This window comes from Ahrensia kielensis DSM 5890, assembly GCF_000374465.1.
GTDB lineage: Bacteria > Pseudomonadota > Alphaproteobacteria > Rhizobiales > Rhizobiaceae > Ahrensia > Ahrensia kielensis.
This window is the reverse complement of record NZ_KB894529.1, coordinates 496112-521650: the sequence shown is the minus strand read 5'-3', so window position 1 is coordinate 521650 and position 25539 is coordinate 496112. Positions and strand designations below refer to the sequence as shown.

Annotated in this window: 24 protein-coding genes; 8 read left to right on the top strand and 16 right to left on the bottom strand. The window is 47.7% G+C overall.

The features are described 5' to 3' along the window. The first annotated feature begins 9 nt into the window (after window positions 1-9). Window positions 10-573, top strand: a complete 564-nt coding sequence (locus C504_RS0108675) for an ActR/PrrA/RegA family redox response regulator transcription factor (protein ID WP_026317333.1) — start codon at window positions 10-12, stop codon at window positions 571-573. Here the strand turns inward: C504_RS0108675 and C504_RS0108670 are convergent. Then, on the bottom strand, window positions 570-1061 hold the full coding sequence (locus C504_RS0108670; RefSeq protein ID WP_018688941.1) for an MmcB family DNA repair protein: 492 nt from the start codon (window positions 1059-1061) through the stop codon (window positions 570-572). The two genes, C504_RS0108675 and C504_RS0108670, sit on opposite strands and share 4 nt — an antisense overlap. Window positions 1062-1216: 155 nt before the next feature. On the opposite strand from C504_RS0108670, the gene C504_RS0108665 reads away from it, so the two are divergent. After that, window positions 1217-1837: a L,D-transpeptidase gene (locus C504_RS0108665; RefSeq protein WP_018688940.1), complete on the top strand. Its 621-nt coding sequence runs from the start codon at window positions 1217-1219 to the stop codon at window positions 1835-1837. Window positions 1838-1914: 77 nt separating this feature from the next. On the opposite strand, the gene C504_RS0108660 is transcribed toward C504_RS0108665, so the two are convergent. From C504_RS0108660 to sppA, 14 genes are all read right to left on the bottom strand, one after another. Further along, window positions 1915-2487: a NifU family protein gene (locus tag C504_RS0108660; RefSeq protein WP_018688939.1), complete on the bottom strand. Its 573-nt coding sequence runs from the start codon at window positions 2485-2487 to the stop codon at window positions 1915-1917. Window positions 2488-2619: 132 nt separating this feature from the next. Further along, window positions 2620-3687, bottom strand: a complete 1068-nt coding sequence (gene trpS, locus C504_RS0108655) for a tryptophan--tRNA ligase (RefSeq protein ID WP_018688938.1) — start codon at window positions 3685-3687, stop codon at window positions 2620-2622. A 62-nt stretch (window positions 3688-3749) separates the two neighbouring features. After that, window positions 3750-5312 (bottom strand): murein biosynthesis integral membrane protein MurJ, encoded by a 1563-nt coding sequence (gene murJ / locus C504_RS0108650; RefSeq protein ID WP_018688937.1) that lies wholly within the window; start codon window positions 5310-5312, stop codon window positions 3750-3752. 3 nt (window positions 5313-5315) lie between these two features. After that, the gene (locus C504_RS0108645) at window positions 5316-8126 is read right to left on the bottom strand and encodes a [protein-PII] uridylyltransferase (RefSeq protein WP_018688936.1); all 2811 of its coding nucleotides are present in this window, start codon (window positions 8124-8126) and stop codon (window positions 5316-5318) included. A 6-nt stretch (window positions 8127-8132) separates the two neighbouring features. Further along, complete coding sequence (gene mutS, locus C504_RS0108640) at window positions 8133-10880, bottom strand: DNA mismatch repair protein MutS (protein ID WP_018688935.1); 2748 nt, start codon at window positions 10878-10880, stop codon at window positions 8133-8135. A gap of 149 nt (window positions 10881-11029) precedes the next feature. Further along, window positions 11030-11893 carry a l-ornithine N(alpha)-acyltransferase gene (gene olsB / locus C504_RS0108635; RefSeq protein WP_018688934.1) on the bottom strand — a complete coding sequence of 288 codons (864 nt, stop codon included), beginning with the start codon at window positions 11891-11893 and terminating at the stop codon, window positions 11030-11032. An 86-nt stretch (window positions 11894-11979) separates the two neighbouring features. Further along, window positions 11980-13914, bottom strand: coding sequence for an ATP-binding protein (locus tag C504_RS0108630; RefSeq protein WP_018688933.1), 1935 nt, complete (start codon window positions 13912-13914; stop codon window positions 11980-11982). A 70-nt stretch (window positions 13915-13984) separates the two neighbouring features. Next, entirely contained in the window at window positions 13985-14980 is a 996-nt protein-coding gene (gene acuI, locus C504_RS0108625) for an acrylyl-CoA reductase (NADPH) (RefSeq protein ID WP_018688932.1), read from the bottom strand. A 31-nt stretch (window positions 14981-15011) separates the two neighbouring features. Continuing rightward, window positions 15012-15500, bottom strand: coding sequence for a signal peptidase II (gene lspA, locus C504_RS0108620; protein ID WP_018688931.1), 489 nt, complete (start codon window positions 15498-15500; stop codon window positions 15012-15014). Continuing rightward, a complete protein-coding gene (locus C504_RS0108615; protein ID WP_018688930.1) occupies window positions 15497-16351 on the bottom strand; it encodes a TrmH family RNA methyltransferase in 855 nt (284 codons plus the stop codon). The genes lspA and C504_RS0108615 overlap by 4 nt, the downstream gene beginning before the upstream one ends. Next, a complete protein-coding gene (locus C504_RS0108610) occupies window positions 16344-17456 on the bottom strand; it encodes an RsmD family RNA methyltransferase (protein WP_018688929.1) in 1113 nt (370 codons plus the stop codon). The genes C504_RS0108615 and C504_RS0108610 overlap by 8 nt, the downstream gene beginning before the upstream one ends. A gap of 108 nt (window positions 17457-17564) precedes the next feature. Continuing rightward, on the bottom strand, window positions 17565-17906 hold the full coding sequence (locus C504_RS0108605) for a LapA family protein (RefSeq protein WP_018688928.1): 342 nt from the start codon (window positions 17904-17906) through the stop codon (window positions 17565-17567). 29 nt (window positions 17907-17935) lie between these two features. Further along, window positions 17936-18214, bottom strand: a complete 279-nt coding sequence (locus C504_RS0108600) for an integration host factor subunit beta (protein ID WP_018688927.1) — start codon at window positions 18212-18214, stop codon at window positions 17936-17938. Between the two features lie 33 nt (window positions 18215-18247). Beyond that, complete coding sequence (gene sppA, locus C504_RS0108595; protein WP_018688926.1) at window positions 18248-19216, bottom strand: signal peptide peptidase SppA; 969 nt, start codon at window positions 19214-19216, stop codon at window positions 18248-18250. Window positions 19217-19409: 193 nt separating this feature from the next. Here sppA and lptC point away from each other — a divergent pair, with 193 nt between their 5' ends. The 6 genes from lptC to ptsN all read left to right on the top strand — a co-directional run bounded on the left by lptC (window position 19410) and on the right by ptsN (window position 24373). Continuing rightward, on the top strand, window positions 19410-20102 hold the full coding sequence (gene lptC / locus C504_RS17500) for an LPS export ABC transporter periplasmic protein LptC (protein WP_018688925.1): 693 nt from the start codon (window positions 19410-19412) through the stop codon (window positions 20100-20102). A 21-nt stretch (window positions 20103-20123) separates the two neighbouring features. Then, window positions 20124-20648, top strand: a complete 525-nt coding sequence (locus C504_RS0108585; protein WP_018688924.1) for an LptA/OstA family protein — start codon at window positions 20124-20126, stop codon at window positions 20646-20648. Between the two features lie 56 nt (window positions 20649-20704). Beyond that, window positions 20705-21463 carry an LPS export ABC transporter ATP-binding protein gene (gene lptB / locus C504_RS0108580; protein ID WP_026317332.1) on the top strand — a complete coding sequence of 253 codons (759 nt, stop codon included), beginning with the start codon at window positions 20705-20707 and terminating at the stop codon, window positions 21461-21463. Window positions 21464-21580: 117 nt separating this feature from the next. Continuing rightward, window positions 21581-23143 (top strand): RNA polymerase factor sigma-54, encoded by a 1563-nt coding sequence (gene rpoN, locus C504_RS0108575; protein ID WP_018688922.1) that lies wholly within the window; start codon window positions 21581-21583, stop codon window positions 23141-23143. 126 nt (window positions 23144-23269) lie between these two features. Then, a complete protein-coding gene (gene hpf, locus C504_RS0108570; protein ID WP_018688921.1) occupies window positions 23270-23845 on the top strand; it encodes a ribosome hibernation-promoting factor, HPF/YfiA family in 576 nt (191 codons plus the stop codon). A 63-nt stretch (window positions 23846-23908) separates the two neighbouring features. Beyond that, window positions 23909-24373 (top strand): PTS IIA-like nitrogen regulatory protein PtsN, encoded by a 465-nt coding sequence (gene ptsN, locus C504_RS0108565; protein ID WP_018688920.1) that lies wholly within the window; start codon window positions 23909-23911, stop codon window positions 24371-24373. A 66-nt stretch (window positions 24374-24439) separates the two neighbouring features. Here the strand turns inward: ptsN and C504_RS0108560 are convergent, their stop codons facing one another. Continuing rightward, the gene (locus tag C504_RS0108560; protein ID WP_018688919.1) at window positions 24440-25522 is read right to left on the bottom strand and encodes an ABC transporter ATP-binding protein; all 1083 of its coding nucleotides are present in this window, start codon (window positions 25520-25522) and stop codon (window positions 24440-24442) included. Window positions 25523-25539 lie beyond the last annotated feature (17 nt).

Genomic DNA, 25539 nt, shown 5'->3' with positions numbered 1-25539 from the left:
AGATGCATGATGACAGATAATGAAAATACTGCGAATACAGATATTGGTCCTGATCCAACATTATTGCTTGTCGATGATGATGCGCCATTTTTGCGCCGTCTGGCACGCGCAATGGAAACGCGTGGCTTTATAGTCGATATGTCTGAAAGTGTTGCAGATGGTTTGGCGAAAGTGAAAAGCCAGCCTCCTGCATATGCCGTTGTCGATCTGCGCTTAGAAGATGGTAATGGCTTGGATGTTGTTAGCGCACTGCATGAAAAGCGCCCCGATGCGAAAGTCGTCGTTTTGACAGGCTATGGTAATATCGCCACGGCTGTAACGGCCGTAAAGCTGGGTGCGATTGATTATTTGTCAAAGCCTGCAGATGCAGATGATGTTTTCAATGCACTGCTAAACACTTCAAACGGCAAGGCACCACCGCCAGAAAATCCAATGTCGGCAGATCGTGTGCGCTGGGAGCATATTCAGCGTGTTTATGAAGCCTGTGATCGCAATGTTTCTGAAACCGCGCGCCGGTTGAACATGCACCGCCGAACATTGCAGCGCATTTTGGCAAAGCGCGCGCCGCGCTAATTTTGCTCTGGCACAACATTGTAGCCAGCAAGTTCAGCCAAATGTAGCCGCTTAGCAGCAAATTGTGCAAAGCGAAGGGTAATCGCTTTGCGCCGCGCTGCATTAAGTTTTTGAACTGGGCAATCTTCAATAATGGCGGCACCGCGTGCGTCTGCAAGCATGAAACCTGCATCATTTGGAAACAGTGATTGGGGGACATCATCGAGCGTTGCAAAGAAGAGTTGATCACAATAGTCAAAATAATCGGGCCATTTATGGTCTGATTTGATGTCTTCTGCGGATGACTTAATCTCGATAATCCATATCGTTCCATCTCTAAAGATCGCGGCTAAATCAGCGCGGCGCCCATTCGCGAGCGTTAACTCAGGCACATGTGCTGCTCCCATTTGAGATAGCAGTTTTTGCACGCCGCGCCTTACTGCAAGCGCACGGTCTGATTGCCGCCCGTCAATGAGAGGGTTCGTTTTATGAGGAGAAATTATCGGCATCTAAGTTCTTGTTTTCTAACTATGGGTTTACAAATCGCGCTGCTTGCCGCCAACTTAACATGATTGTGGCTATTGCAAGGCAAGCGTTAAATGACGTAACACTACGTAAGCTTATAGTCGGGCATTAGTCAGATAGGAAATCCACGGGGAAAAACATGCGGTCTAACAAGAAACTTCTTCTTGCGGCGATGATTGGTGCTTTAGCACTTTCAGGTTGCTCTACAATTTCAAATTCTACTTTATTTGCAAATGCTTACGCGTCAAAATCTGATGGTGCATACCGTTTGCCTGCTATTCCTGTATCGAAAGTTTCTCGTGAATTTCGCCGTCAGGAAGTTAATTACACTGGTGGTGAAAAGGTTGGTACGATCATTGTCGATACCGGTTCACGTCACCTGTTTTTGGTTCAACCTAATGGCAAAGCGATTCGTTATGGCATTGGTGTAGGCCGTGAAGGCTTTGAATGGTCAGGCACAGCCAAAGTGGGCTGGAAGCGCGAATGGCCAGTTTGGACACCGCCTGCAGCAATGATTAAGCGCCAGCCTGAGCTTGCCAAACACCGCGGTGGTATGAAGCCGGGTCTTTCAAATCCACTTGGTGCACGCGCACTTTATTTGACCAAGGGCGGCGGCGATACGGGATATCGTCTTCATGGCACACCTGAATGGTGGTCAATTGGTAAGGCGATGTCATCTGGCTGTATTCGCCTAATGAACCAAGATATTGTTGATCTTTATGAGCGGGCGAAGCCTGGCGCGAAAGTTATCGTGCGTTAAACGCTAGAATATTTCAAACATTAAAAAGGCCGGTCGCAGCGATGCAGACCGGCCTTTTTAATAATGATTAGGTGCTTTTAAACAGGTTCAACTTGCTGAACTTCAGGAATGAAGTGGTGCAGCAGGTTTTGAATGCCGTGTTTTAAGGTTGCCGTTGATGAAGGACATCCAGCGCAAGCACCCTTCATGTGAAGGTAAACAGTACCTTCTTTATAACCACGGAATGTGATGTCGCCGCCATCTTGAGCAACAGCAGGGCGCACGCGCGTTTCAAGTAATTCCTTGATTGTTTCCACGATGCTTTCATCGCCTTCATCAAAGAATTCTTCTCTTGGAAGATCATCTACATCGCCTGCATTTCCGGCAGCCATAACAGGCTGACCAGCCATGAAATGTTCCATGATCGCAGCCAAAATAGCTGGCTTAAGATGTGCCCACTCAAGCGCATCTTCTTTCGTCACGGTCACAAAATCATAACCAAAAAATACGCCGGTGACGCCATTTACATTGAAAAGCTTGGTAGCCAATGGCGATTTTCCCGTTGCTGTATCAGCATCACGAAAATCTGCGGTACCTGCATCCATAACCACTTGGCCAGGCAAAAACTTCAAGGTTGCCGGATTCGGCGTGGCTTCTGTTTGAATAAACATGATCGGCTCCAGTCAGCGCCATAGCGCTATGTCGATTGTCGACTTTAGAATACTTCCAAACTAAGCATTTGGTATGGCGCATTCAAGTCAAATCTGTTGCGAGCCGTTCAATTATATGAACAGCTCGCTTGATTATTTTATAAGGCCAACAATCTGGCGCACATCTGCCAGCGTTTCTGCGGCCATTGCGCTTGCACGTTCAGCGCCATTTGCCAGCACCTGATCGATATAAGAAGGATCAGCCATTAAGCGTCTCATTTCGCTTGTGATAGGGCTAACAATCTCAATCGCAACTTCGGCCAAATGTGGTTTGAACTCAGAAAAAGCCTTGCCGCCATGATCGTTCAACACTTGCTCAGGTGTTGTATCGGTAAGTGCTGCTAATATGCCGACAAGATTCGCAGCTTCCGCACGACCAGCAAGGCCTTCAACGTCAGAAGGTAGCGGCTCAGTATCCGTTTTTGCTTTGCGTATCTTTTTGGCAATATCATCTTCCGTGTCCGTTAAATTAATGCGGGACATGTCAGACGGATCTGATTTTGACATTTTCTTCGTACCGTCACGCAAGCTCATGATGCGCGTTGCTGCGCCGCCAATGAGAGGTTCGGTTAGCGGAAAATAGCCGTTCACAACCTCGCGGCCCATTTCCATTTCGACACCGAGACCAAGCTCTTTGATACGGCTGGAATAATCATTGTTGAATTTTTGCGCGATATCGCGCGTGAGCTCCAAATGTTGCTTTTGGTCATCACCAACAGGCACATGTGTTGCGCGGTAGGCAAGAATATCAGCAGCCATTAACGATGGATAAGCAAACAGGCCAACAGAAGCGTTCTCACGGTCCTTTCCAGCTTTTTCTTTAAATTGGGTCATGCGGTTCAACCAGCCCATACGGGCGATACAGTTAAACACCCATGCAAGCTCGGCGTGTTCATGCACACGGCTCTGATTGAACACGATATGTTTTTTAACATCGATCCCAGCCGCAATATAGGCCGCAGCGACAGAGCGTGTTGCGTTCATAAGGTCTTTTGGGTCCGGAGCAATCGTCAATGCATGCAAGTCAACAACGCAATAGATACAATCATGTGTATCTTGTAGTGCTACAAACTTACGGATTGCACCCAGATAATTGCCGAGTGTCAAATTACCGGTTGGTTGAACGCCGGAAAAAACCCGCTCTGGAATCGTATTGGTCATAATGATGATACCTGGCCATAAATGCTATTTCTGTGCGCTTATGGCAGGGCCACTCATTCCATTCAAGACCTTCTACGGACAAGACTGCGCTTCAAAGCCTCACGGTCCAGCGCATCGGTAAAAATTGCCATTGGGAAATAAACAAAAATTGCGATCAGGATGAGCGAAAGTAACAATAGAACGCGCAGCAAAATACCGGATTCTGCAAACAATACCCACCCATAATCTGCTGCAAAATATATGCAGATGCCCATCACGGCGCTGGATAATGCCATCATTAAACAACGCTTGAGTGTTTTTGGTGATGGCCTGAAATCATTGCGCCACCATAATGTGCCGCCAAGCAGAAGCGCTGTTGTCCACGCTGATACACTGGTTGCAAAGGCAATGCCCACATGGCCGTAAGTTGGAAACAATAGGAGGCTAAGGCCTGCATTGATGATCAGTGAAATAAGCGAAAACCAAAGCGGTGTACGCATATCTTCGCGTGCAAAATATGCCGGTTGAAATACTTTGATGAGGACAAAAGAAGGAAGCCCGATTGAAAACGCAGCGAGTGCGGCTGCTGTTGCCTCGGTTGTTTCAGGTGTGAATTTACCGCGCTCGAAAAGCACTGCAACAATTGGTTCTGGCACGATCGCTAAAGCGACAGATGCAGGTAAAATGAGGGCAAGGGCAAATTCCATGCTGCTGTTTTGCAGCTTTAATGCTTCTGGCTGGTCGCCAGCCCGCAGAGCACGCGAAAGCTCCGGCAGCAGGACCACACCGATTGCTATGCCGATGATACCAAGTGGCAACTGATAAATCCGGTCGGCGTAAGATAAAAGCGCAATCGCACCATCCTGTTGCGAGGCGATAATTTGACCAACCACAAGGTTGATCTGAATTAAACCGCCGGTAAGCGCTGCTGGCGCTGCAAGTGCTAAAAGCCGTTTAATAGCTGGAGACATACGCGGTTTGCGCGGCTTGAAGCTAAAGCCAACTTTCTTCATGCCCAGAACCAAGATGCCGAGCTGCAACACGCCTGAAAACAGAACACCGATAGCAAGAGCGATGCCAACAGATGCTGCATCAAATTCAAAATAAAGACTTGAGACCAAAACACAAATCAAGGTGATATTCAGCAAGACAGGTGCAATCGCGGCTATAAAATAATCACGCAGTGAATTTAAAATACCTGACAACATAGCCATAAGTGACATGGCGATGAGGTAAGGAAACATGATGCGTGCAAGCTGTGTCGTTAGCTCAAACTTGGATGGTGTATCGGCAAATGCAGGGGCAATCACTGTCGAAACCAGAAAAGGCATGAATGCAATTGCAAGTACCGTGAGTACAAGTAAAATCATAAAGAGAACGGAAAAGACCTCACCGGCAAATTTGGCAGCGCTTTCCTCGCCGTTTCCTTCTAACTCTTTTGCAAATAGAGGAACGAACGCTGAGTTAAATGCCCCTTCTGCAAAAAGCCTGCGAAATAGATTTGGAAATCTAAACGCAGCATAAAAGGCATCCGCAACGGGGCCAGCACCCAAAACAGATGCGATCAATGCTTCACGCACAAAGCCAAGCACGCGGCTGGCAGATGTTGCTCCACCAACGCTGGCAAACTTGCGAATCAAACTCATGCGCTAGGCATCCTTCGTATCTTTTTTATTTGTTGTGGCGGACGCATGCTGCGGCATCAATTTTTGGCGGAGGCTCTTTTTAATGCGAGTTTGGCGTGCTGTGTCGACAACCTTATGGCCAATTAAATCGGTTACATAAAAACTATCAATCACTTTTTCGCCAAAGGTCGTAATGTGTGCTGAGCGAATGTCTAATTTCAAATCAGACAATGTTTCGCAAAGTTCAGACAGCAGGGCAGGACGGTCAAGGCCTTCCACCTGAACAACGGAGAACCTGTTCGAAAGTGTGTTGTCGATTGTCACAACAGGTTCAATGACAAATGCCTTTGGCGTGCGGCCCAAGCGTGGCCGCGTTGCTTGCACCTCAGGTAAATAGCTCTTGCCGGACAGAACATCTTCGATAAGTTTGCCTATACGCTTTGCGCGGCGCAGCTCGTCTTCATCCGCATCAAATTCACGCTCTAATAAAATTGTATCAAGCGCACGGCCATCGCCGGTGGTAAAAATATGCGCACCATCAATTGATGCGCCTGCACTTGAACAAGCTGCCGCAATTACCGCCAATAGGCGAGGGTGATCCTGCGCAAGAATTGTAATTTCTGTAATGGCCTGAAACGCGTCCGTTTTAACCATCGTATCGAGGTGGCGGTCCGCAAGATCAGCATCACGCACGAAATGAGCATGGCGAATCTGGTCGTTTAGAGAAACAGTGAGAATATAATTATCATAGTGCAGGTTCGTGTATTTTGCGCGGTCGGCATCATTCCATTCGCCGAGTGCATCATACAGCCGTTCGCGCTCACCTTCGGCGCGGCTTTGGCGGTTGGTTTCTGAAAAACCGCCAGTAATCCAAAGTTCAGATTCTTGATAAAGTGTGCGCAGTAACTGGCCTTTCCAGCCGTTCCAAACGCCGGGCCCAACCGCTCGGATATCACAGATGGTTAGCACCAAAAGCAGTTTCAGGCGGCGCATCGTCTGAACGGTTGCGGAAAAATCTTCGATGGTTTTGCGGTCTGATAAATCTCGTGACTGCGCAACCATACTCATCGTCAAATGCTCTTGAATAAGCCAAGCAATGAGTGCTGTATCTTCTTTTGAAAAACCAAGCCGCGGACACAATTTGCGGGCAACTTCTGCACCTGCAATGGAATGATCTTGCGGGCGTCCCTTGGCAACATCATGCAAAAGCAAGGTGATATAGAGGATTTTACGCTCATGCTTCATTGAAGGCAGAAGCTTGGATGTAAGCGGATGCTCTTTAGCTATTTCGCCACTTTCAATGCGCTGCAATACACCGACAGTGCGGATTAAATGTTCGTCCACCGTATAGTGGTGATACATATTGAACTGCATCATCGCGACAACCTTGCCAAAATCACGCAAGAAACGACCAAGAACCCCAGCCTCATTCATGCGGCGCAGATTAAGTTCAGGATTGTTGCCTGATGTTAAAATGTTCATGAACAATTTGTTGGCGTTCACATCTTGGCGTAACTTGCGATCAATCAGCTTTAGTGACTTGCGGATCAATTGCATGGCTTGGGGGTGATATTCGAGGCTGTAACGGTCAGCCAGATGGAATATCCGTATTAGATTGACTGGATCTTTTTTAAATACATCCGCATCGGCAACATTGATGCGCTGGTTATCGATAACAAAATCTGTGATCCCAGCAATTTTTCGAACGCTGCGCGTAAATGGCAAGGTTTGGAAAAATTTAGTAAGAGACGGCGCTTGCTTTAAATCCTGTTCTTCAAGTGCTGCGCAGAAGATGCGCGTTAGGTCGCCGACATCTTTCGCAATCAGGAAATAGTGCTTCATAAAGCGCTCAACATCCTGCAATCCTGGATGCGACTGATAGCTCATGCGGGCCGCTAATTCGCGCTGAACGTCAAATGAAAGACGCTCTTCTGCCTTGCCCGTTAGAAAATGCAGATGGCAGCGCACAGCCCACAGGAAGTCTTCACACTTAACGAAAAGATTGAATTCCGAGCGCGTGAAGACGCCCTTTTTAATCAATTCTTTCCGGCGCAAGACCTGATATTGAAATTTACCGATCCAAAACAATGTTTGAAGATCGCGCAGACCGCCTTTACCGTCCTTGACGTTAGGCTCTACCACATAGCGTGTTTCGCCCATTCTTTTGTGCCGGTCGTCGCGCTCTTGCAATTTGTCTTGGATAAACTGTGAGCCAATTTTTTGAACAACATCGCTTTGATAAGCTTTGACGAGTTCGTCAAAAAGGTCTTTGTCTCCGGTCAAATAGCGCACTTCAAGAATGGAGGTGCAGATCGTGTTATCGGTTTTTGAAAGCTTGATACATTCGTCTACGGTGCGTGTCGCATGGCCAACTTTTAGGCCTAAATCCCACAGCATATATAAAATGTATTCGGCGATTTGTTCGCCCAAAGGTGTTTGCTTGTAAGGCAGAATAAAAAGAAGATCGACGTCTGATCCAGGTGCAAGCGTACCACGCCCATAGCCGCCAACCGCCGTCAGGGCCAATTTTTCTGCATTGGAAAGATTGCTCACTTTGAAAACATGGGTGAGTGCAAAATCATAGGTCGCACAAATGATTTGGTCTTGAAGGTGTGAAAGCCGCGCCGCGCAACCGCGCCCAAGACCGTCCTCATAGAGCATTTTTTCTGCGCGATCACGGCCGTCTTGTAGAACTTTCTTTAAGTGCGTCACAACTTTTGCGCGCACATCATTGCCGTCAGCAGAACTGCCACTTGCAACTGCAAAACCGTTAAGCGCTTCGTCTAAAGCAGTCCGGTCAACAATCTCATCGAGTTTAAGGTCTTGTTTCGCCAACAGGCTTTATTCCTTCTTAGCTGCAATCGATTTTAGCTTATATAGTGCTTCCATGGCCTGCATAGGAGTCATTTCATCAGGCGTCATATCGTCAAGCGCGGTATTGAGCGCATTGTTTGTCAGAACAGGCTTTGATGATTTGTTTTCAACTGCACGTGCGATCTCAGTTGAAAAGAGCGGTAAATCATCAATGAGCGTTGCTGTCTTACTCTCGCGCCCTTGTGTTTCCAACTCTTCCAAGACGTGCTTTGCACGCGCAACAACCGCATCAGGTAGGCCTGCAAGCCGTGCGACCTGTACACCGTAAGAACGGTCTGCTGCTCCATGAATGACTTCGTGCAAAAAGATCACATCGCCATTCCATTCTTTGACCTTGATCGTAACATTCGCAAGGCGATTGTGGCGTTCACTCAAAGCGGTCAATTCATGAAAGTGCGTTGCAAAAAGCGTGCGGCATTTGTTTTGTTCATGCAGATATTCGATGGTTGCCCAAGCAATTGAAAGTCCATCAAAGGTTGCTGTGCCGCGCCCAATTTCATCCAAAATAACCAGCGAGTTGGGGCCTGCCTGATTGAGAATAGCGGCAGTTTCCACCATCTCCACCATGAATGTTGATCGGCCGCGCGCCAAATCATCAGACGCACCAACGCGGCTAAACAGGCGGTCAATCGCGCCGATATGAGCTGCACCAGCAGGAACAAAAGAGCCAATTTGAGCCATAATTGCGATAAGGGCATTCTGGCGCAGGAATGTTGATTTACCGCCCATGTTGGGACCGGTTAGAACCCATATTGCGCCATGCTCATTGTCGCCATCAGTGCGCGGCGATAAATCACAATCATTGGCAACGAAAGGCGCGCCCGCCTGTTTGCGAAGTGCCTGCTCAACAACGGGGTGCCTGCCCGCCGTAATGTTAAATACACGGCTATCGTCAACGATTGGACGGCAATAACCTTGTCCACCTGCAAGCTCTGCAAGCGCAATGGTAACATCTAAGACCGAAGCTGCCTGTGCGCAGGCGCGCAAACTATCAGCTTGTGCAACAGTTGCATCACGCAATTGATCAAACACACCAAGCTCGATAGCGAGAGCTCTACCTGCAGCACTTGCAATCTTGCTTTCAAGATCAGCAAGCTCTGTTGTTGTAAAGCGCATCGCATTTGCCAAGCTTTGGCGATGGATATATTTGCCTTTGGCTTCATCTGTTTGCGTTAGCGGACCTGCGTTTAAAGCGGTGACTTCGATGAAATAACCAAGCACATTATTGTGCTTGATCTTGAGTGATTTAACGCCCGTATCATCTGCATATTTTGCTTGCAGCTCAGCGATGATGCGGCGGGACTGGTCGCGAAGGCCGCGCATTTCGTCCAACTCGTCATTATAGCCATTGGCCACGAAACCGCCGTCACGTTTAAGCAATGGCAATTCATCGCCAAGAGCCCGTTCCAGCAATTGATGAATATCGTCGGGAGCCATCGCTAAATTATCGGATGCCGATTGAATTTCCTGTGGCAGCATTTCGCACGCAGATAGAACGTCAAAAATTGAACGTGTAACCTTTAACCCGTTTGAAATTGCAGCCAGATCGCGAGGCCCACCGCGATTAAGCGACAAGCGCGAAATCGCGCGCGGCATATCCGGCATGGATTTTAGAAGCGTGCGTAACTTTTGGCCAAGATCGTCTTCACTTAGAAAAAAGCTAACAGCATCAAGACGCTGATTGATGTCGCCGCAATCTGTGAGCGGAGCGCGCAAACGCTCAGCCAAAAGCCTAGCGCCGCCGCCGGTTACGGTGCGGTCTATCGATTTGAGTAATGATCCATCACGCGAACCGTTTAATGTTTTTTCAAGTTCGAGGTTGAGCCGTGTTGCAGGATCGATGAATAAAAGTGAGCTTTCGCTTTCACGCTCTGGCCTTTGCAGTGAGGGGCGCTCAGCGATCTGCGTTTTCTCAATATAGGCCAGCGCACCCGCTGCAGCTGAAAGTTCAGCGCGTGAAAAATCACCAAAGCTGTCTGTTGTTTGAACGCCGTAGAATTTAGCAAGCTTTTGCGCAGCCGTTGCGCTGTCAAACAGAACGGCAGGTTGCAATGAAACAGCGCGGCCAAATTGTTCAAAAGAAGGTTTTAAAATTTCATCATGATAGACGGGCTCTGCCACAACAATTTCTTTAGGGCCAATGCGCATTAAATCGGGAAGCAGGCGCCGCGCATCGGTTTCCATCAACCTGAATTGTCCGGTTGTGATATCAATCCACGCAAGCGCCAGCACATCACCATTTGCTTTTACGCGGCCAACAGCAACGAGATAGGATGTGTCACTCGGATCAAGAAGCTTTTCCTCTGTGATTGTCGCGGGCGTAACAAGGCGTGTTACATCGCGCCGAACCACAGATTTTGAACCGCGTTTTTTGGCTTCCGCAGGGTCTTCCAATTGTTCGCAGACCGCGACACGGTAACCTTTTGAAATGAGCTTTTGTAAGTAGTCATCCGCGGCATGAACAGGGACACCGCACATCGGTATATCTTGATCAAGATGCTTGCCGCGCTTGGTCAATGCAATGCCAAGTGCTTTGGATGCTATCTCTGCATCTGAAAAGAAAAGCTCATAGAAATCTCCCATACGGTAAAAGAGCAACGAATCTGAATTCGCGGCTTTAATTTCGAGAAATTGAGCGATCATAGGCGTTGGCGCGCTGACGGGCTTTGCCGCGTCTGGCGTTGATGTCTGTGGTGTTGACGTTTCTGCACTCATGATGACTTGCTGAACTGTTCGATTTAAATTCGCGCCTAAGCGCCAGATTAATCCGTTTATGCGTCTTTAAACGTCATCGAAACAGGGCAATTTAATGAAATCCCCTGCAAAGGTTGCAGAGGGTTCAGTGTAACGGGCTATATTAGAGCCTAAGCGGCAAACCGTTCGGCATTTTCTCCATAATAAGCTTTGTATCGACCGGAGATATTTTCAACCGGCAAAACCACCATCACATCGATCGTGTTGAACTCATGGTCAATCACAGCGCCTTCGCCAAATTTAGCACCGAGGCGAAGATAGCCTTTAATCAGCGGCGGCAGCGTGTTCAAAGCCGTTTTCATATTGATGGCTTCTTCAGGCATTAAATCCATCGAAACATGCCTGCCCGGTACTGGTGCAATATGCCATGAAGCATCGGTGCGGGCGTGGTGATGCAAGAAGCTCAATGCTTCGGCATGTCTGGCAGGAACGGTTCCAAAAAAGGATGCGCAGCCAAGCATGACGTCAATTTTGTACTGTTGAGAATAAGCCCAAATACCCTGCCAAAGTAACTCAATAGTACGTTTGGAGCGGTATTTTGGCAGAACGCATGAGCGGCCTAGCTCTAAAAAATTACGATCTTTGTGGCGCGTCATCAGGCTCGCAATGGCAAATTCACCTGCCGAATAATAGCCACCAGCAGATTGTGCATGTTGTTTGCGCATCAATCTGTAAGTGCCGACAATTTGATCTTCACTTGAGCCGACAATTTCAGTGTCGAGCACAATCAGGTGGTCGCAATGATCATCAAATAAATCTTGATCAAGGCCAGATGCGCTGCAAGACGGCGAAGCATGTGCACCAAATTCGCGGTAAAAAACATCGTATCGAATAGACTGAGCTTTCTCAATTTCAGCCTTTGATTCGGCTAGTCTAACGTGAAGAAAGCCGATTTGGCCGAGCAAATTGCCAGCCTTATGTTCTTCAAATATTTGTGTTTTTTGCTTTGGCAAATTGCGTATGATGTGGTTCATATCACGCTTTCAAGTTTACTCTTGAACGTGAAATATCAATCTTTCACAACAAAATGGTGACAGCTGCGACTAAAGTCAAACCAAGTTTATCCCATTGATGCTGTTTTCGTTTCCAAAGCTATTTTTAAAACATCAATATTAAATGGCTTTTCAAGAATGCCGGACGCGCCCGCTGCCATAATAGCATTATTGGTTGAAATTTGATTGTCGGCAGTAACAGCCAAAATGGTGGCCGATTTCTCACCGCGTTCTTCTTCATTTTGGCGGATCGCTTTTATTGCCGTTAGCCCATCCATAACAGGCATGTGAAGATCCATGAGCACAATGTCATAGTCATGTTGCGCGTTTAGCTTCTCAACAGCTTGTGCACCATCGGTAACATGTGTGACTTGGCAGGATGCTCGTTCAAGTAGCTTACTGGCAAGCAATGCGTTAATTGGATTGTCTTCAGCAAGCAGCACTTTGTAGCTTTTCGGTTCGCTATTTTCAGTAATCGTTAGCGCGGTACTATTTGTGTATTCGGCCATTGGAATTTCATTGGCAAACACTTGTAATGCAGTTGAAGGGCGCACTGGCCGTGTCAGAAAACCATGTTCTGCTGCTTTAAAAGCTGCTCCAATTGTGCCGCGCTGTTCAGGTGTTATGAGGGCGATAATTTGGCAGTTGGGCAAAGCAAATTCGATTTGTTCTAAAGGCGCCATATCCGTCAGGCGTTGATCAATGATAATTTTAGATGGGTAGGGCCATTGATTTGCAAGATCATGCATCTCTGAAATGCTCGTCGTATGTAAGACATGCATGCCTGAACGTGCTGCGAGTTCACAAATGAGGTCTGCTTCAAAGCCTTTGCGTGCGCAAATCACAGCTGTTTCGTTCAGAAATTCTTTCTTTCTTGCTTCTAGCAGCGGCGTTGCTCGCACGCTCAGTGTAAAGACAGAGCCTTCGCCGACTTTACTTTTGAGAAAAATGTCACCGCCCATCGCATTTGCCATTTTTTTAGCGATGGAAAGCCCAAGACCAGCACCATCATGTGTACGGCTAAAGGTGTTTTCAACCTGCTCAAATGGTTCAAAAACACTGGCCTGGTATTCCTCTGCAATGCCTGGACCTGTGTCCTTCACCCGGATTTGCAAATGTTCATCGCAAAAAGAAACATCGATGCGGACACCGCCTTTGCCGGTGAATTTGAGGGCATTGCCGATAATATTAAATAAAATCTGGCGCAGGCGACCTGCGTCGATATTGAGCTTTTCAGGAAGATCTGCGCTCAAGCCATAACCAAGATCAATGTCTTTTTTATGTGCTTTGTCCGCAAGCAGCTCTACAACACCTGCAATAAGCGGGGCAATAAAGGTAGGTTCGGGGTTTATGCGATTTGCCGCTATGTCCTCACGCCCGAATTGCAGAAGATCATTCACGAGAAGAAGAAGCGCTTCGCTGGAGCTAATCATCGATTCGGTATAATTGCGTTGTTCGGCTGTTAGCTGTGTATCGGCCAGCAAACGCCCCATGCCCATAATGCCGTTCAATGGGGTGCGAATTTCATGGCTGACCATGGCCAGAAAGCGCGACTTGGCTGCGTTGGCTTCTTCTGCTTGATGACGCGCTTCAATTAATGCCGCTTCGGTGCGCTTTTGCTGGGTAATATCGCGGCCAATGACCCTGATAAATGTATCGCCATTTTCCGGCTCGCGCATGGAAAGTTGCAAACGGTCAAACCAAATTTCAGTGCCGCTTTGGGATGTTATTTTCTTTTCGCAGCGTGGGATTTCATTGTTGCGCAGAAAATCGAACTGATGACATGGCTGGCCAATAATTTGTTCAAGCGGTAGGCCAACGAGATCACCGAAAATTATATTGGCGCGTAGGATTTTTCCATCATATGTGCAGTCAACAACGACATCGCTCAACGCTTCAAATGCGGTATCACCAAGCGCGCTAACTTCAACGCTTTCCCACAGCCGGTCAGCATAAGCTTCCAACTCTTTATTGCTCTTAGGTTTTGCGCGCCCATTATCCATGTTCACGACATAAACCTTTTGGGTTATTATGCCGTAAAACTAGAAGATACAATTTTAGTGTTTGTACGCCTTATGCGGTCATATCAACGACAACGCGTCCACGCACTTTGCCATCCAATATTCCTGTCGCCGTTTCAATGATTTCATTGAAGCTAATTGTCGTTGCGATACTGGCAAGTTTTTCTCCATCCAAATCAGTGGAAAGACGAGCCCACGCTTCTTCGCGCAGTGCGATTGGTGCCATGACACTGTCGATGCCGAGCAGTGAAATGCCGCGCAAAATAAATGGTGCAACGCTTGTGGGCAGATCCATGCCTTGCGCCAATCCGCAGGCGGTTACAGCGCCGCCATATTGAGTTTGAGAAAGTACATTGGCCAGTGTTGTTGAACCAACAGAATCAATGGCGCCAGCCCAACGTTCTTTTCCCAGCGGACGGCCAGGTTCAGACAATTCAGCACGGTCGATAATTTCAGATGCGCCTAGGTTCTTTAAAAACGCTTCTTCAGATGTGCGCCCTGTAGAGGCGATGACACGATAGCCAAGCTTAGCAAGCAGGGAAACGCTAACAGAACCAACACCGCCATTGGCCCCTGTTACGAGAATCGGACCGCTATCGGGTGTAATGCCAGCTTTTTCGAGTGCCAAAATGCAAAGCATCGCGGTGTAGCCCGCTGTTCCGATTGCCATTGCATCTTTGGGTTTCATGCTTTTAGGTAAAGCAATGAGCCAGTCGCCGTTAACGCGCGCTTGCTGCGCATAGGCACCGTAATGCGTTTCGCCAACGCCCCAGCCATTTAAAATAACTTTGTCGCCAGCTTTCCACTTCGCATGGTTTGAAGAAACAACAGTGCCAGAAAAATCAACGCCAGGGATCATCGGCCAGCGGCGCACAACCGGTGACTTGCCCGTAATCGCTAAGCCATCTTTGTAATTGACGGTCGTTGCTTCAACGCGGACGACAACATCGCCGTCCATCAAGTCATCAAGCGTAATGTCTTCGATAGTGGCGCTTTGTTTTTTCTCTTCGTCGCGCGACACCATAATCGCTTTAAAAGTATCAGCCATTTTTATCTCCCGTTTAGATAAGAACGTGGTGTTACTCTGGATTCCTGTCAATCATTTTAGTTTTGCGCCATGTTATCAATTCGTCCAAAATGACGAGGCCAGCGCCAACGCTTATGGCAACATCGGCAATGTTGAAAACGGCAAATGACCAGTTTTCCAAGTAGAACAAAAACATATCGACGACATAGCCATACATGACACGGTCAATAATATTGCCGATCGCGCCCCCTATGATGAGGCCAAATGCAAGGTGTGATAACCAGCGATATGAAGGGTTAGAACGCCAAAGCCATGCCACGAAACAGACGACCGCGACTGCGATCAAAACCAAAGGCCAAGGGCCAAGGCCCCGCAACATTGAAAATGCGATACCTTCATTATGGGTGCGAAACAGCGAAAAGAATGGAAGTAACTCGATTTGCTGTTGGTATGCCATTTGGGCTTCCACCCAATATTTTGTTATTTGATCGATCACCACAACCAAAGTCACGATGAGAAAGCCACTCGCATATTTGTTCATATACGGCTTTCCCGCTCTTCAAGTGCAAGGGCATGGCGGCGCACTTCGTAAAGACAAACACCCGTTGCAATCGCAAGGTTCAAGCTATCAGCACGGCCAACTTGTGGAATGCGGATGAGTTGTTCGCACACGTCAACAAGCGGCGGCGGCATGCCAGATTGCTCATTGCCCATAATCAATAATGTCGGACGGCCTGAATATTGTGGCGCACGATAATCCACTGAACCAGCAAGATGTGTGCCGACAACAAAACCGTTCCAGTTCTTGGCAAAATCAATGAATTCTGCTTCGCCTAAGCGGGCAACTGGTATCGCAAAGATGGAGCCCATCGTCGCGCGCACGGTTTCGGTGGCAAAGGGGTCTGTGGTTTCCCCAACCAAAATAATGCCTTTTGCTCCCACAGCGTCAGCTGTGCGCATAATCGTGCCAAGATTACCCGGGTCGCGAATGCGGTCGAGAGCAATCCACACATCTTCGGCTTCTGGTTTTATATCAGAGGCATCAAGCAATTGGCGCTCAAAAATGCCGACGACCATTTGCGGGTTGTCGCGGCGTGTAATGGTGCCAAGTACTTTTTCCGGCACAATCAAAACATCCGCGCCACCAGTCACAGCGCGTGTGACAAGGTTTTTAACATTGTCATTTTCGCGGTGAGATGCTGCAAAAAGAAGTGTTTTCAACGTCCAGCCGCTATCAATGGCATCAATGATTAATTTCATGCCTTCTGCAATGAAGGAGTTGGTTTCTTCGCGGTGACGCTTTTTTTCCAGCAGACGAATGTCTTTTATAATCGGGTTAGAGACGCTGGTGATCTCTTTTATGCGGCCGCCATTTGTGTGTTCGTCACTCATCAAAAGTCTCCGGCAACCAACGTGAGAACATGGAGGTGGAAAGCGCCCGCCCACGTAATTTTTCGCGAATGATTAATTCTCCTGATTCAACGCAGCCCTGTGTTTTGTAGCCAGTAAAGCTGTCCATCATTGCTTCATGCATCGCAAAAAATGACGCGCGTATAGCGTAGGCCGTTAAAATCAGCATTTCAGGTTTGTCGCTTAAAAGATCGCGGCAACCATCCAGCATGTCGGGAAGGTGATCAAATAACTGCCAGACTTCACCATTGGGTCCGCGCCCATAGGCAGGCGGATCAAGCAAGATGATGTCATATGTGTTGCCGCGGCGCACTTCGCGTTGCACAAACTTCATCGCGTCTTCGCAAATCCAGCGAACTGGCATCTCATCAAGACCGGCAAAGCTTTGGTTTTCGCGTGCCCATCCGATCGCTTTTTTAGAGGCGTCAACATGAGTAACATGCGCGCCAGCATCGGCAGCGACCAGAGATGCTACGCCGGTATAACCAAATAGGTTGAGAACCCGCAATTGCTTGCCAGAGCGTTTAATTGTTTCGCGCATAGCACGCCAATGCGCGGCTTGTTCTGGAAAGACACCAACATGACGAAATGATGTAAAGCGTCCCAAATATCCGACGCCATCGAAAGCCATTGGCCATGTTTCGCCAAGTTGCGTGCCTGGAAAACGCCAGCGGCCCATGCCTTCTTCGTCTGTATCTCCAGTGAAGATTGCATTGGCGCTATCCCAAAGTGCATCATCTTGGCTTCTACCCCAAATAGCTTGCTGCTCAGGGCGTATAATTTTTATATCGCCATATTGCTCAAGCTTTAGCCCATCACCCGTATCAAGCAGTGCGTGATTCTTGTCGGGCGCGGTTTCTAAAATGACAGGCAGTTTTTCCGACGGACGCTTGGCGGTCTTGCGTGGGCGAACAACCGGAGCGCGGTTTTCTACATGATTGCCCGTTTTTGAGGGCGTTGCAGGTTTTGCTGCATATTTAGGTTTTGGGCGAAATCCAGCTTCCGGTGCGCTGTTTTCAACCCTTGGGCCGCGCTGCGATTTGTTCTTATTGTTTTTGGATCGCGGTGGGCGCACATCTAATTCCAATTTGATAGACTGAATGGGTCAAAGGCTGCATAAGCAGCCTCGTCCTTTATTCATATGGAGGATTGAACGCGAAAAGCCAAGAACCACGGGCTTCACGGAATCTCTATGTTAGTTATTGCTCAATGCCAGAGCGGATGAAGCTGTTTTCTTTTCGCCAACACCGGCCTCTTTCATTTCATAACGCAAATGCTGAACTTCTTTTTTGTAAGCGCGTTCTTTTTTGCGGTGTTTGCTTTGTGCAAGCCAGCTACCAATGCCGCCAACAATAACGCCAACTGCGCTGGCCGCGTACAACCATACGAAGAAGGGAGCATCAAAACTTAAAGCGCCATTGGATGGATTGAACACATCAAGATTGAACGCAACCGTTTGCCGATTTGCAACCGTGAGTGCAATCAAGGCGATTGCAAGCGGAATGAGGATAAGCACAAAAATAATTTTGCGGATCATGGTTCTTTCCTAGAAAGTCTAAAGACTTTTTATTTGTTTAGACGTTCGCGAAGCTCTTTGCCGGTCTTGAAAAATGGTACCCATTTTTCTTCAACCTGTACTGTTTCGCCTGTACGTGGGTTGCGGCCCTCGCGCGGCGGTCTGTTCTTGACCGAGAAAGCGCCAAAACCACGAAGCTCAACGCGATTTCCTGAGGCGAGCGTTTCTGTAATTTCATCGAGGATCGCATTTACAATATTCTCGACATCTCTTTGATATAAATGCGGATTTCGATCTGCAATTACCTGCACAAGCTCAGACTTTATCATAACGTCCCCATGTACTATTCATCTAGTATTCTACTAATTCTTCTCAGCGCTTTGAACGTGCCAAATCGAGAGCATACCGTCAAGCGCAAGCCGTTTACCAAATTGCTCTGCAATTGGAAGAGATAGACTTTCGAGCCCAACTTGTTTCATGAACCATGCCATTGCAGCATTCGGCAATAAGAAATTGTTACGCTCTGGCTTCTTTTTCCAAAGTTTTGTGTCCAAATCTTGGTCAACGCCTTGTTCTATAAGCCAATCGCGGGCGACATCTTCACCGCCCAATTGATCGATCAGGCCGTTTTCTAAAGCTTGACGTCCTGTAAACACGGAACCATCAGCAAGTTGGGCTGTTTTTTCCGGCTCAAAACCGCGGCGCTCTGTAACGATGCCTTTAAACCAATCATAACTATCCACAATCATGCGCTCAATCATTGCTTCTGCTTCTGGCGGCGTGTCGCCATAGAAATTGGGTTCGGCTTTCATAGGCGATGATTTTATGGAGCGCATATCAACGCCGAGATTATCTAAAAGGCCTTCAAAATTCGGATATTGAAAAATAACACCAATCGAGCCGACTATCGACGATTTGCGTGCGACGATTTGGTCCGTGGCAGAGGCAATAATATAGCCAGCAGAAGCGGCCAGAGTGCCAACTTGTGCAACAACGGGCTTTTTCTCGGCAATTTTGCGCACGGCTTCAAAAATAGCTTCGCCGCCGACTGTCGTGCCGCCAGGAGAATCAATGGAAAGAATTACGCCTTTAACAAAGTCGTCGTCTTCGATCTTTTCTAAGCGCTCAAGTAATTCTTCATCTTCGAATATGGTGCCATCAATTTTCACTTTTGCGATGTGATCATAGGCAAAGCCACTAGTTTCATTATCATTTGTATAATAACTGGCAGCCCATATAACGCCGATCGCGGCAATGAGAATAGCTGCAATGCGCCAGAAAGTTACCTTGCGACGAAGGCGTTGACGGTCAATAATGTCGTCTGCTTGCAATGCTCAATCCTCTTAAATGGCGAATAAATGCGTTTTGATTGTAAAGTTTAAGTCAGCGCGCATAGTTTTCAAGCAACAGCTAATATAGACCTGAAAGTAGTTTTCCAGTAAAATCGGAAGCATCCCATTAAAACCACATTAACCGCTTACCTGACCATTACTTCATTAAGCACAATCGGTAATTAAGAATATCATGTCCAAGGTCGTAGCCAAAGCAGCTTCAAACGACGCTTTTGAGCGGGCGCGCAGGCACTCTACAAAAGTGAGAGTCTTTAAACGGCTTCTGCCGATCATTGCGCTTATTGGTGTTGTGTTCGTGGGCGGCATATTATTCATTTCTCGTATTGTACCAGATGGGTCCGTTGATCTTGCATCCAGCACGATCAGTGACGGAAAGCTCGTCATGGCCAGCCCAAAACTTAATGGTATGACAAAAGACAAGCGCCCATATCGCGTTACAGCGTCCCGGGCCATTCAAGATCTTTCTGGCGAAACAGCGATGCAGCTTGAAAAACTTGTTGCGAAAGTTGAATTGGAAAATGGCGCAGAAGCAGAACTTAGTGCGCCCACCGGCAGCTTTGATGACCAAAAAAGCACTTTGTTGCTTGATCAGCAGGCCGTTTTGACCACAAGTGATGGTATGCGGGCTGTTTTAGGGCGCGCTGATATCGATCTAGCGTCTGGAAATGTGTCCGCCAAAGACAAAGTTGCAATCACACAAGAGCTGACAACGATATATTCTGATAAGATGGACGTTTATGACGGTGGAAAACGGATTGTCTTTTCAGACAATGTCACGCTTGTTATGCAGCCAAGTGTGGTGTCTAAGGACAGTCAGAATATGGCAACCGCCCAAGAAGATGTATCCGCTATTGATACGAACTGAAGTTATGCTCTGGAAATATAAATGACCAAAATTCTGAAAGCTGCGTTCATCGCCTCTCTTTTGAGCTTGCCGATTGCTGCCGCAGCTCAAGACAATTCAAGTTTGGCTCTATCGTCAGACAAGCCGGTTCAAATTGATGGCGATAAGCTGGAAATTTTTGAAAATGACGGCAAAGCAATTTTCAGCGGGTCAGTCAGTGTTGTGCAGGATGACACGATTTTGCGCACATCCATCTTGACGATTTACTATGCGAAGGGCGGCGAAGGCTCTATTGCGACAGGCGCAGCTGATATTGATCGCCTATTGGCAACAGGCGGCGTTAATATTCAAAGCGGCAAGCAAGTGGCAACCGGTGAAACCGGCACTTATGATATGAAAACGGAAACCTTTGTGCTTTCTGGCAAGCGGGTCACATTATCCGAAGACGGCAATGTTGCGACCGGCTGCAAATTAACCGTTACGCAATCGACCGGACGAGCTAAACTGGAAGGCTGCGGTGGCACATCGCGTCCTACAGTGCTTATCCAGCCAAAAAACAAGAACTAAGAGAGCTCCCTTTGGTTTTGTTTTTCAACAAAAAGAAACCTGAACCCGACATTCACATGGGTGATTTGGGGCTTTCTAACCCTGAAAGTCTTGATGGCACGCTTATCGCACGTGGTTTGAGCAAATCTTATCGTGGGCGACGGGTTGTGAACAATGCTGCTATGGCGGTTCGGCGCGGAGAAGCCGTTGGACTGCTTGGCCCCAATGGTGCAGGAAAAACGACCTGTTTCTACATGGTGACAGGCTTGGTGCCTGTCGATACGGGCCAAATTTTAATCGATGGCAATGATGTGACCATGATGCCGATGTACCAGCGTGCGCGTTTGGGTATTGGATATCTGCCGCAAGAAGCGTCTATTTTTCGCGGGCTAAGCGTTGAAAAAAACATCATGGCAGTGCTTGAGGTTGTTGAAAAGAGCAGCAAAGAGCGAAACCGAAAGCTCGATCAACTGCTCGAAGAATTTTCAATAAGCCATTTGAGAAAAGCGCCTTCCATTGCGCTTTCTGGCGGTGAGCGCAGGCGCTGTGAAATTGCGCGAGCATTGGCTTCCGACCCTCAATTTATGTTGCTCGATGAACCGTTTGCTGGCGTTGATCCTATCGCGGTTTCAGATATTCAGCAGCTTGTTCGGCATCTCACAAAGCGTGGCTTAGGCGTCTTGATCACCGATCACAATGTACGCGAAACTCTCGGGCTCATTGATCGCGCATATATTATTCATGCGGGCAGTGTGCTGACCCATGGAACGCCAGCCGAGATCATTGCCAATAAGGATGTTCGTCGGTTCTATCTTGGTGATGAATTCCGACTGTAATTTCCAAATTTTTAAGCGTATTTACAACCTGCTGCGTCAGGATGGACTCGCTTAACTATTCTCCCCTAAAGTGGACCAAGCAAATTTCAGGCCAGTTTAGGGAAGGGTGATTGTTGCATGGCTTTGAATGCTAGACTTAATTTGCGGCAAACGCAATCATTGAAAATGACACCGCAACTGCTTCAGTCCATTAAACTGTTGCAGTTTACGCAGCTTGAGCTTGAGCAATTCATTGAAAGCCAAGTCGAAAGTAACCCGCTTTTAAGGCAGACTAGCGCCAGTGATGATAGCTACACTGATCGTGATAATGGTGCCGCAGACAGTCAAAGCAATGCATCAGCCGAACGAAATACGGATTGGGATAATGCTGATCTGGAGGTGAGCGCGGCGGCAATTTCCGATAAGCTCGATAGCTCGCTTGAAAATATATTTCCAGATGATCCCGGTAACGGGGATGGCGCGCTGCCAGCTCAAATGCAGCATGATAATAATATTACGAATTCGCTTCCTGGGCTGCCCTCATCATCAGCGCCCGATGATGATTTTATGCTGGAAAATGTGGCTCAATCTCGGTTGACTTTGCGCGATGTCATTGAACAGCAGGCGCCGTTTATTTTCAGAACAATTCCCGACCACGCTATCGCAAGCGAGCTGATTGACGCGCTTGATGAACGCGGTTACGTGGATTTTGATTTAGCCGGTATTTGTGAGCGATTATCGTGCGATCCAGAGGATGTTTTGGCTGTGCTGGAAAGTCTTCAAACTTGTGATCCTGCGGGCGTTTTTGCGCGCGATTTATCGGAGTGTCTTCGTTTGCAATGCGCACGCAATGAGCGCCTTGATCCCGCAATGAGTAAGCTGCTTGATAATTTGGATCTGTTGGCAAAACGCGATTTTAAGACACTGAGCCAAATCTGCGGCGTTGATGATAGCGATTTGCTGGATATGCTTGCTGAAATCAAACGACTTGATCCACGCCCCGGCTTGCAATTTGAGCTAAGCGGAACACAGGCGATTGTTCATGATGTCGAGGTTGCGCAAACTCCCGATGGCAATTGGCGCATTGAATTGAATTCTGATGCGCTGCCCAAGGTGATTGTAGATCGGCAATATTATAATGAAATCTCAGGGGCAAAGCTCAAAAAAGATGAGAAATCATTCATTGCTGATTGCTTAGCAAGCGCGACATGGCTAGAGCGCAGCTTAGATCAACGTGCGATCACTATTTTGAAAGTGACGACCGAGATCGTAAAGCAACAAGATGGTTTTTTCTTGAATGGGGTTTCCAGTTTGAAGCCCATGACCATGAAAATGGTCGCAGATGCAATAGAAATGCACGAATCAACCGTTAGTCGGGTGGCTTCCAATAAATATATGATGACACCGCGTGGTTTATTTGAACTGCGATATTTCTTTACTGTCGCCATTTCAGGTGTCGCTGGTGGAAGCGATGACCACTCCTCTGAATCGGTTAAACAACGGATTCGTGATCTAATTAAAGACGAATCTGTACAAAAAGTGCTTTCCGACGACGCGTTAGTGGATGCTTTGCGTGAAGAAGGCATAGAAATCGCAAGGCGCACTGTCGCCAAATACCGCGAAGCGATGAATATCGCGTCTTCCGTGCAGCGCCGCCGTGAGAAAAAGGCCCAGCTAACGTCAGAAAAAAAACAACATTAAGCGCTTATTATTCTTGAAATATTTTTTGTCGTTTTGCTCTTCACAGCGGCACGAAACTGGCACAAGCTGTTGTAACTGGGTTGCTTCTAGGTGATTCAGAATAATAACGAAAGAATGAGGTAAATCATGAGCTTACGTATTTCTGGGAAACATATGGAAATCGGCGATGCATTCAAAATTCGCATTGAGGATCGCATTGAAGACGCGCTTACGAAATACTTTGATAAAGGAGCGCAAGGTCATGTTACCGTCGAAAAATCTGGCAATCGTTTTACCGCAGATTGCGTAATACATCTTGATACTGGAACCATGTTGCAGGCGAGCGGCGATGGTCAGGACCCCGACGCCAGCTTTGATTCTGCAGCCGAACGCCTAGAAAAACGTTTGCGCCGTTACAAGCGCCGTTTGAAAAATCATCATACTCAAGAAGCCGCTGCTCGTACTGAAAATTACGCATACAAGGTATTAGAAGCGCTGCCGGAAGATGATGAAGAAGATCTACCGGAAGATTATGCGCCGGTTATTGTTGCTGAAACACAAATGAAGTTAACGACTTTGCCTGTGGCTTCTGCTGTTTTGCAACTGGACCTTCAGGACAACCCAGTCTATGTGTTCCGAAACGCGGGCAGCGGTGACGTGAATCTTGTCTATCGCCGTCCGGATGGAAACATCGGTTGGATCGACCCAGGCGCAATGAAGTGACGCCAAAGCCAACCGTCAAGCGTGCCTTTGGGTGGGCCGCCAAAAAACAATAGGGTAAGTGACATGGATCTTGGCGAATTTCTCGGCAAGGACGCAGTTGTGATCGACTTGAAAGCAAGCTCCAAGAAACAGTTGCTTCAAGCAATGTCAGAGCGGGCCGCAGAGCTAACAAATCTGTCGGCCCGTGAAATCTTTGACACGATTTTACAGCGCGAAAAGTTGGGCTCAACCGGGGTTGGCAACGGCATTGCGATTCCGCACGGCAAGTTTAACAATTTCGACAAGATATTTGGCATTTTTGCCAGACTTGAAACGCCTATTGCTTTTGATTCTTTGGATGAAAAAGATGTCGATATTGCATTTCTGCTGCTCGCGCCTGAAAGCGCTGGCGCAGATCACCTCAAAGCACTTTCACGTATTGCACGGGTGCTGCGCGACACGGACCGCCTCGCTGCGCTTCGATCTGCTTCAAGTGAAGATGCAATTTATGAACTCTTGACCAACCCGGCTCATTCAAACGCAGCTTGAGTGAGCCTTGGAAATATAAAAAGCGGCCTTGATAACTTCAGGGCCGCTTTTGTTTGTATGATTGATTTAGCGAATTCGTTCTTGTGTGTCCGCATCAAACAAGAATGCGCGCGCTGGATCGAATGACGCGCTCGTTGGTTTTCCTTGTTTGACGGAATGCCCTTCAGGTAGCTGTATTGTGAGAGGGTCAGCGCTGTCTGCGCCTGAATACGCAAAAGATGCGCCGCCCAAATCTTCTATTACATCAATCTGAACGTCGAGTTTTGCCGTACCGTCTGCGGTAAAGTGCTCTGGCCGAATGCCGAGCGTTACTTTTCTACCCTTTTCAAGTTTTGTCGATATTGGCACGGCCGCTTTTGCGCCGTTGTAACCGTCGATCTCAACCGTTGCTTTACCTTTAGCATAAGCTGTGACTGTACCGCTTAAATGGTTCATTTTGGGAGAGCCAATAAACCCACTTACAAACTGATTATCTGGATCGTTATAAAGGTGAAGCGGGGAGCCATATTGTTCAACGCGGCCGGCCCGAAGTACAACGATCTTGTCAGCCAAGGTCATCGCCTCAACTTGATCATGGGTTACGTAAATCATGGTCGCGCCAAGGTCGTTGTGAAGCTTTGCGATCTCAAGTCGCATTTGTACGCGCAGTTCTGCATCTAGGTTTGAAAGCGGCTCATCAAACAGGAAAACTTTAGGCTCGCGCACGATGGATCGTCCAATCGCAACACGCTGGCGCTGGCCGCCAGAAAGTTGTTTTGGTTTGCGATCGAGCAAAGCGCCGAGTTTTAAAATTTCAGCTGCTTTATTGACACGTTCATTAATGAAAGCGGTGTCATGGCCTGTCATTTTAAGACCAAAACCCATATTTTCGCGAACCGTCATATGCGGGTAAAGCGCATAGGATTGAAACACCATAGCGACGCCGCGCTCTGCAGGTTCGACATAAGTAACATCTTGTTCGCCGATGGAAATTTTGCCTGAACTCGCTTCTTCAAGGCCTGCAATTAGTCGCAAGAGAGTGGATTTACCACAACCTGATGGACCAACAAAAACGACAAATTCACCAGATTTGATATCGAGATCAACGCCGTGAATCACATCAATCGGCCCGAACGATTTTTTAAGTTTAGTAAGTACGACGTCTGTCATTAAAGTCTCCCTTGATC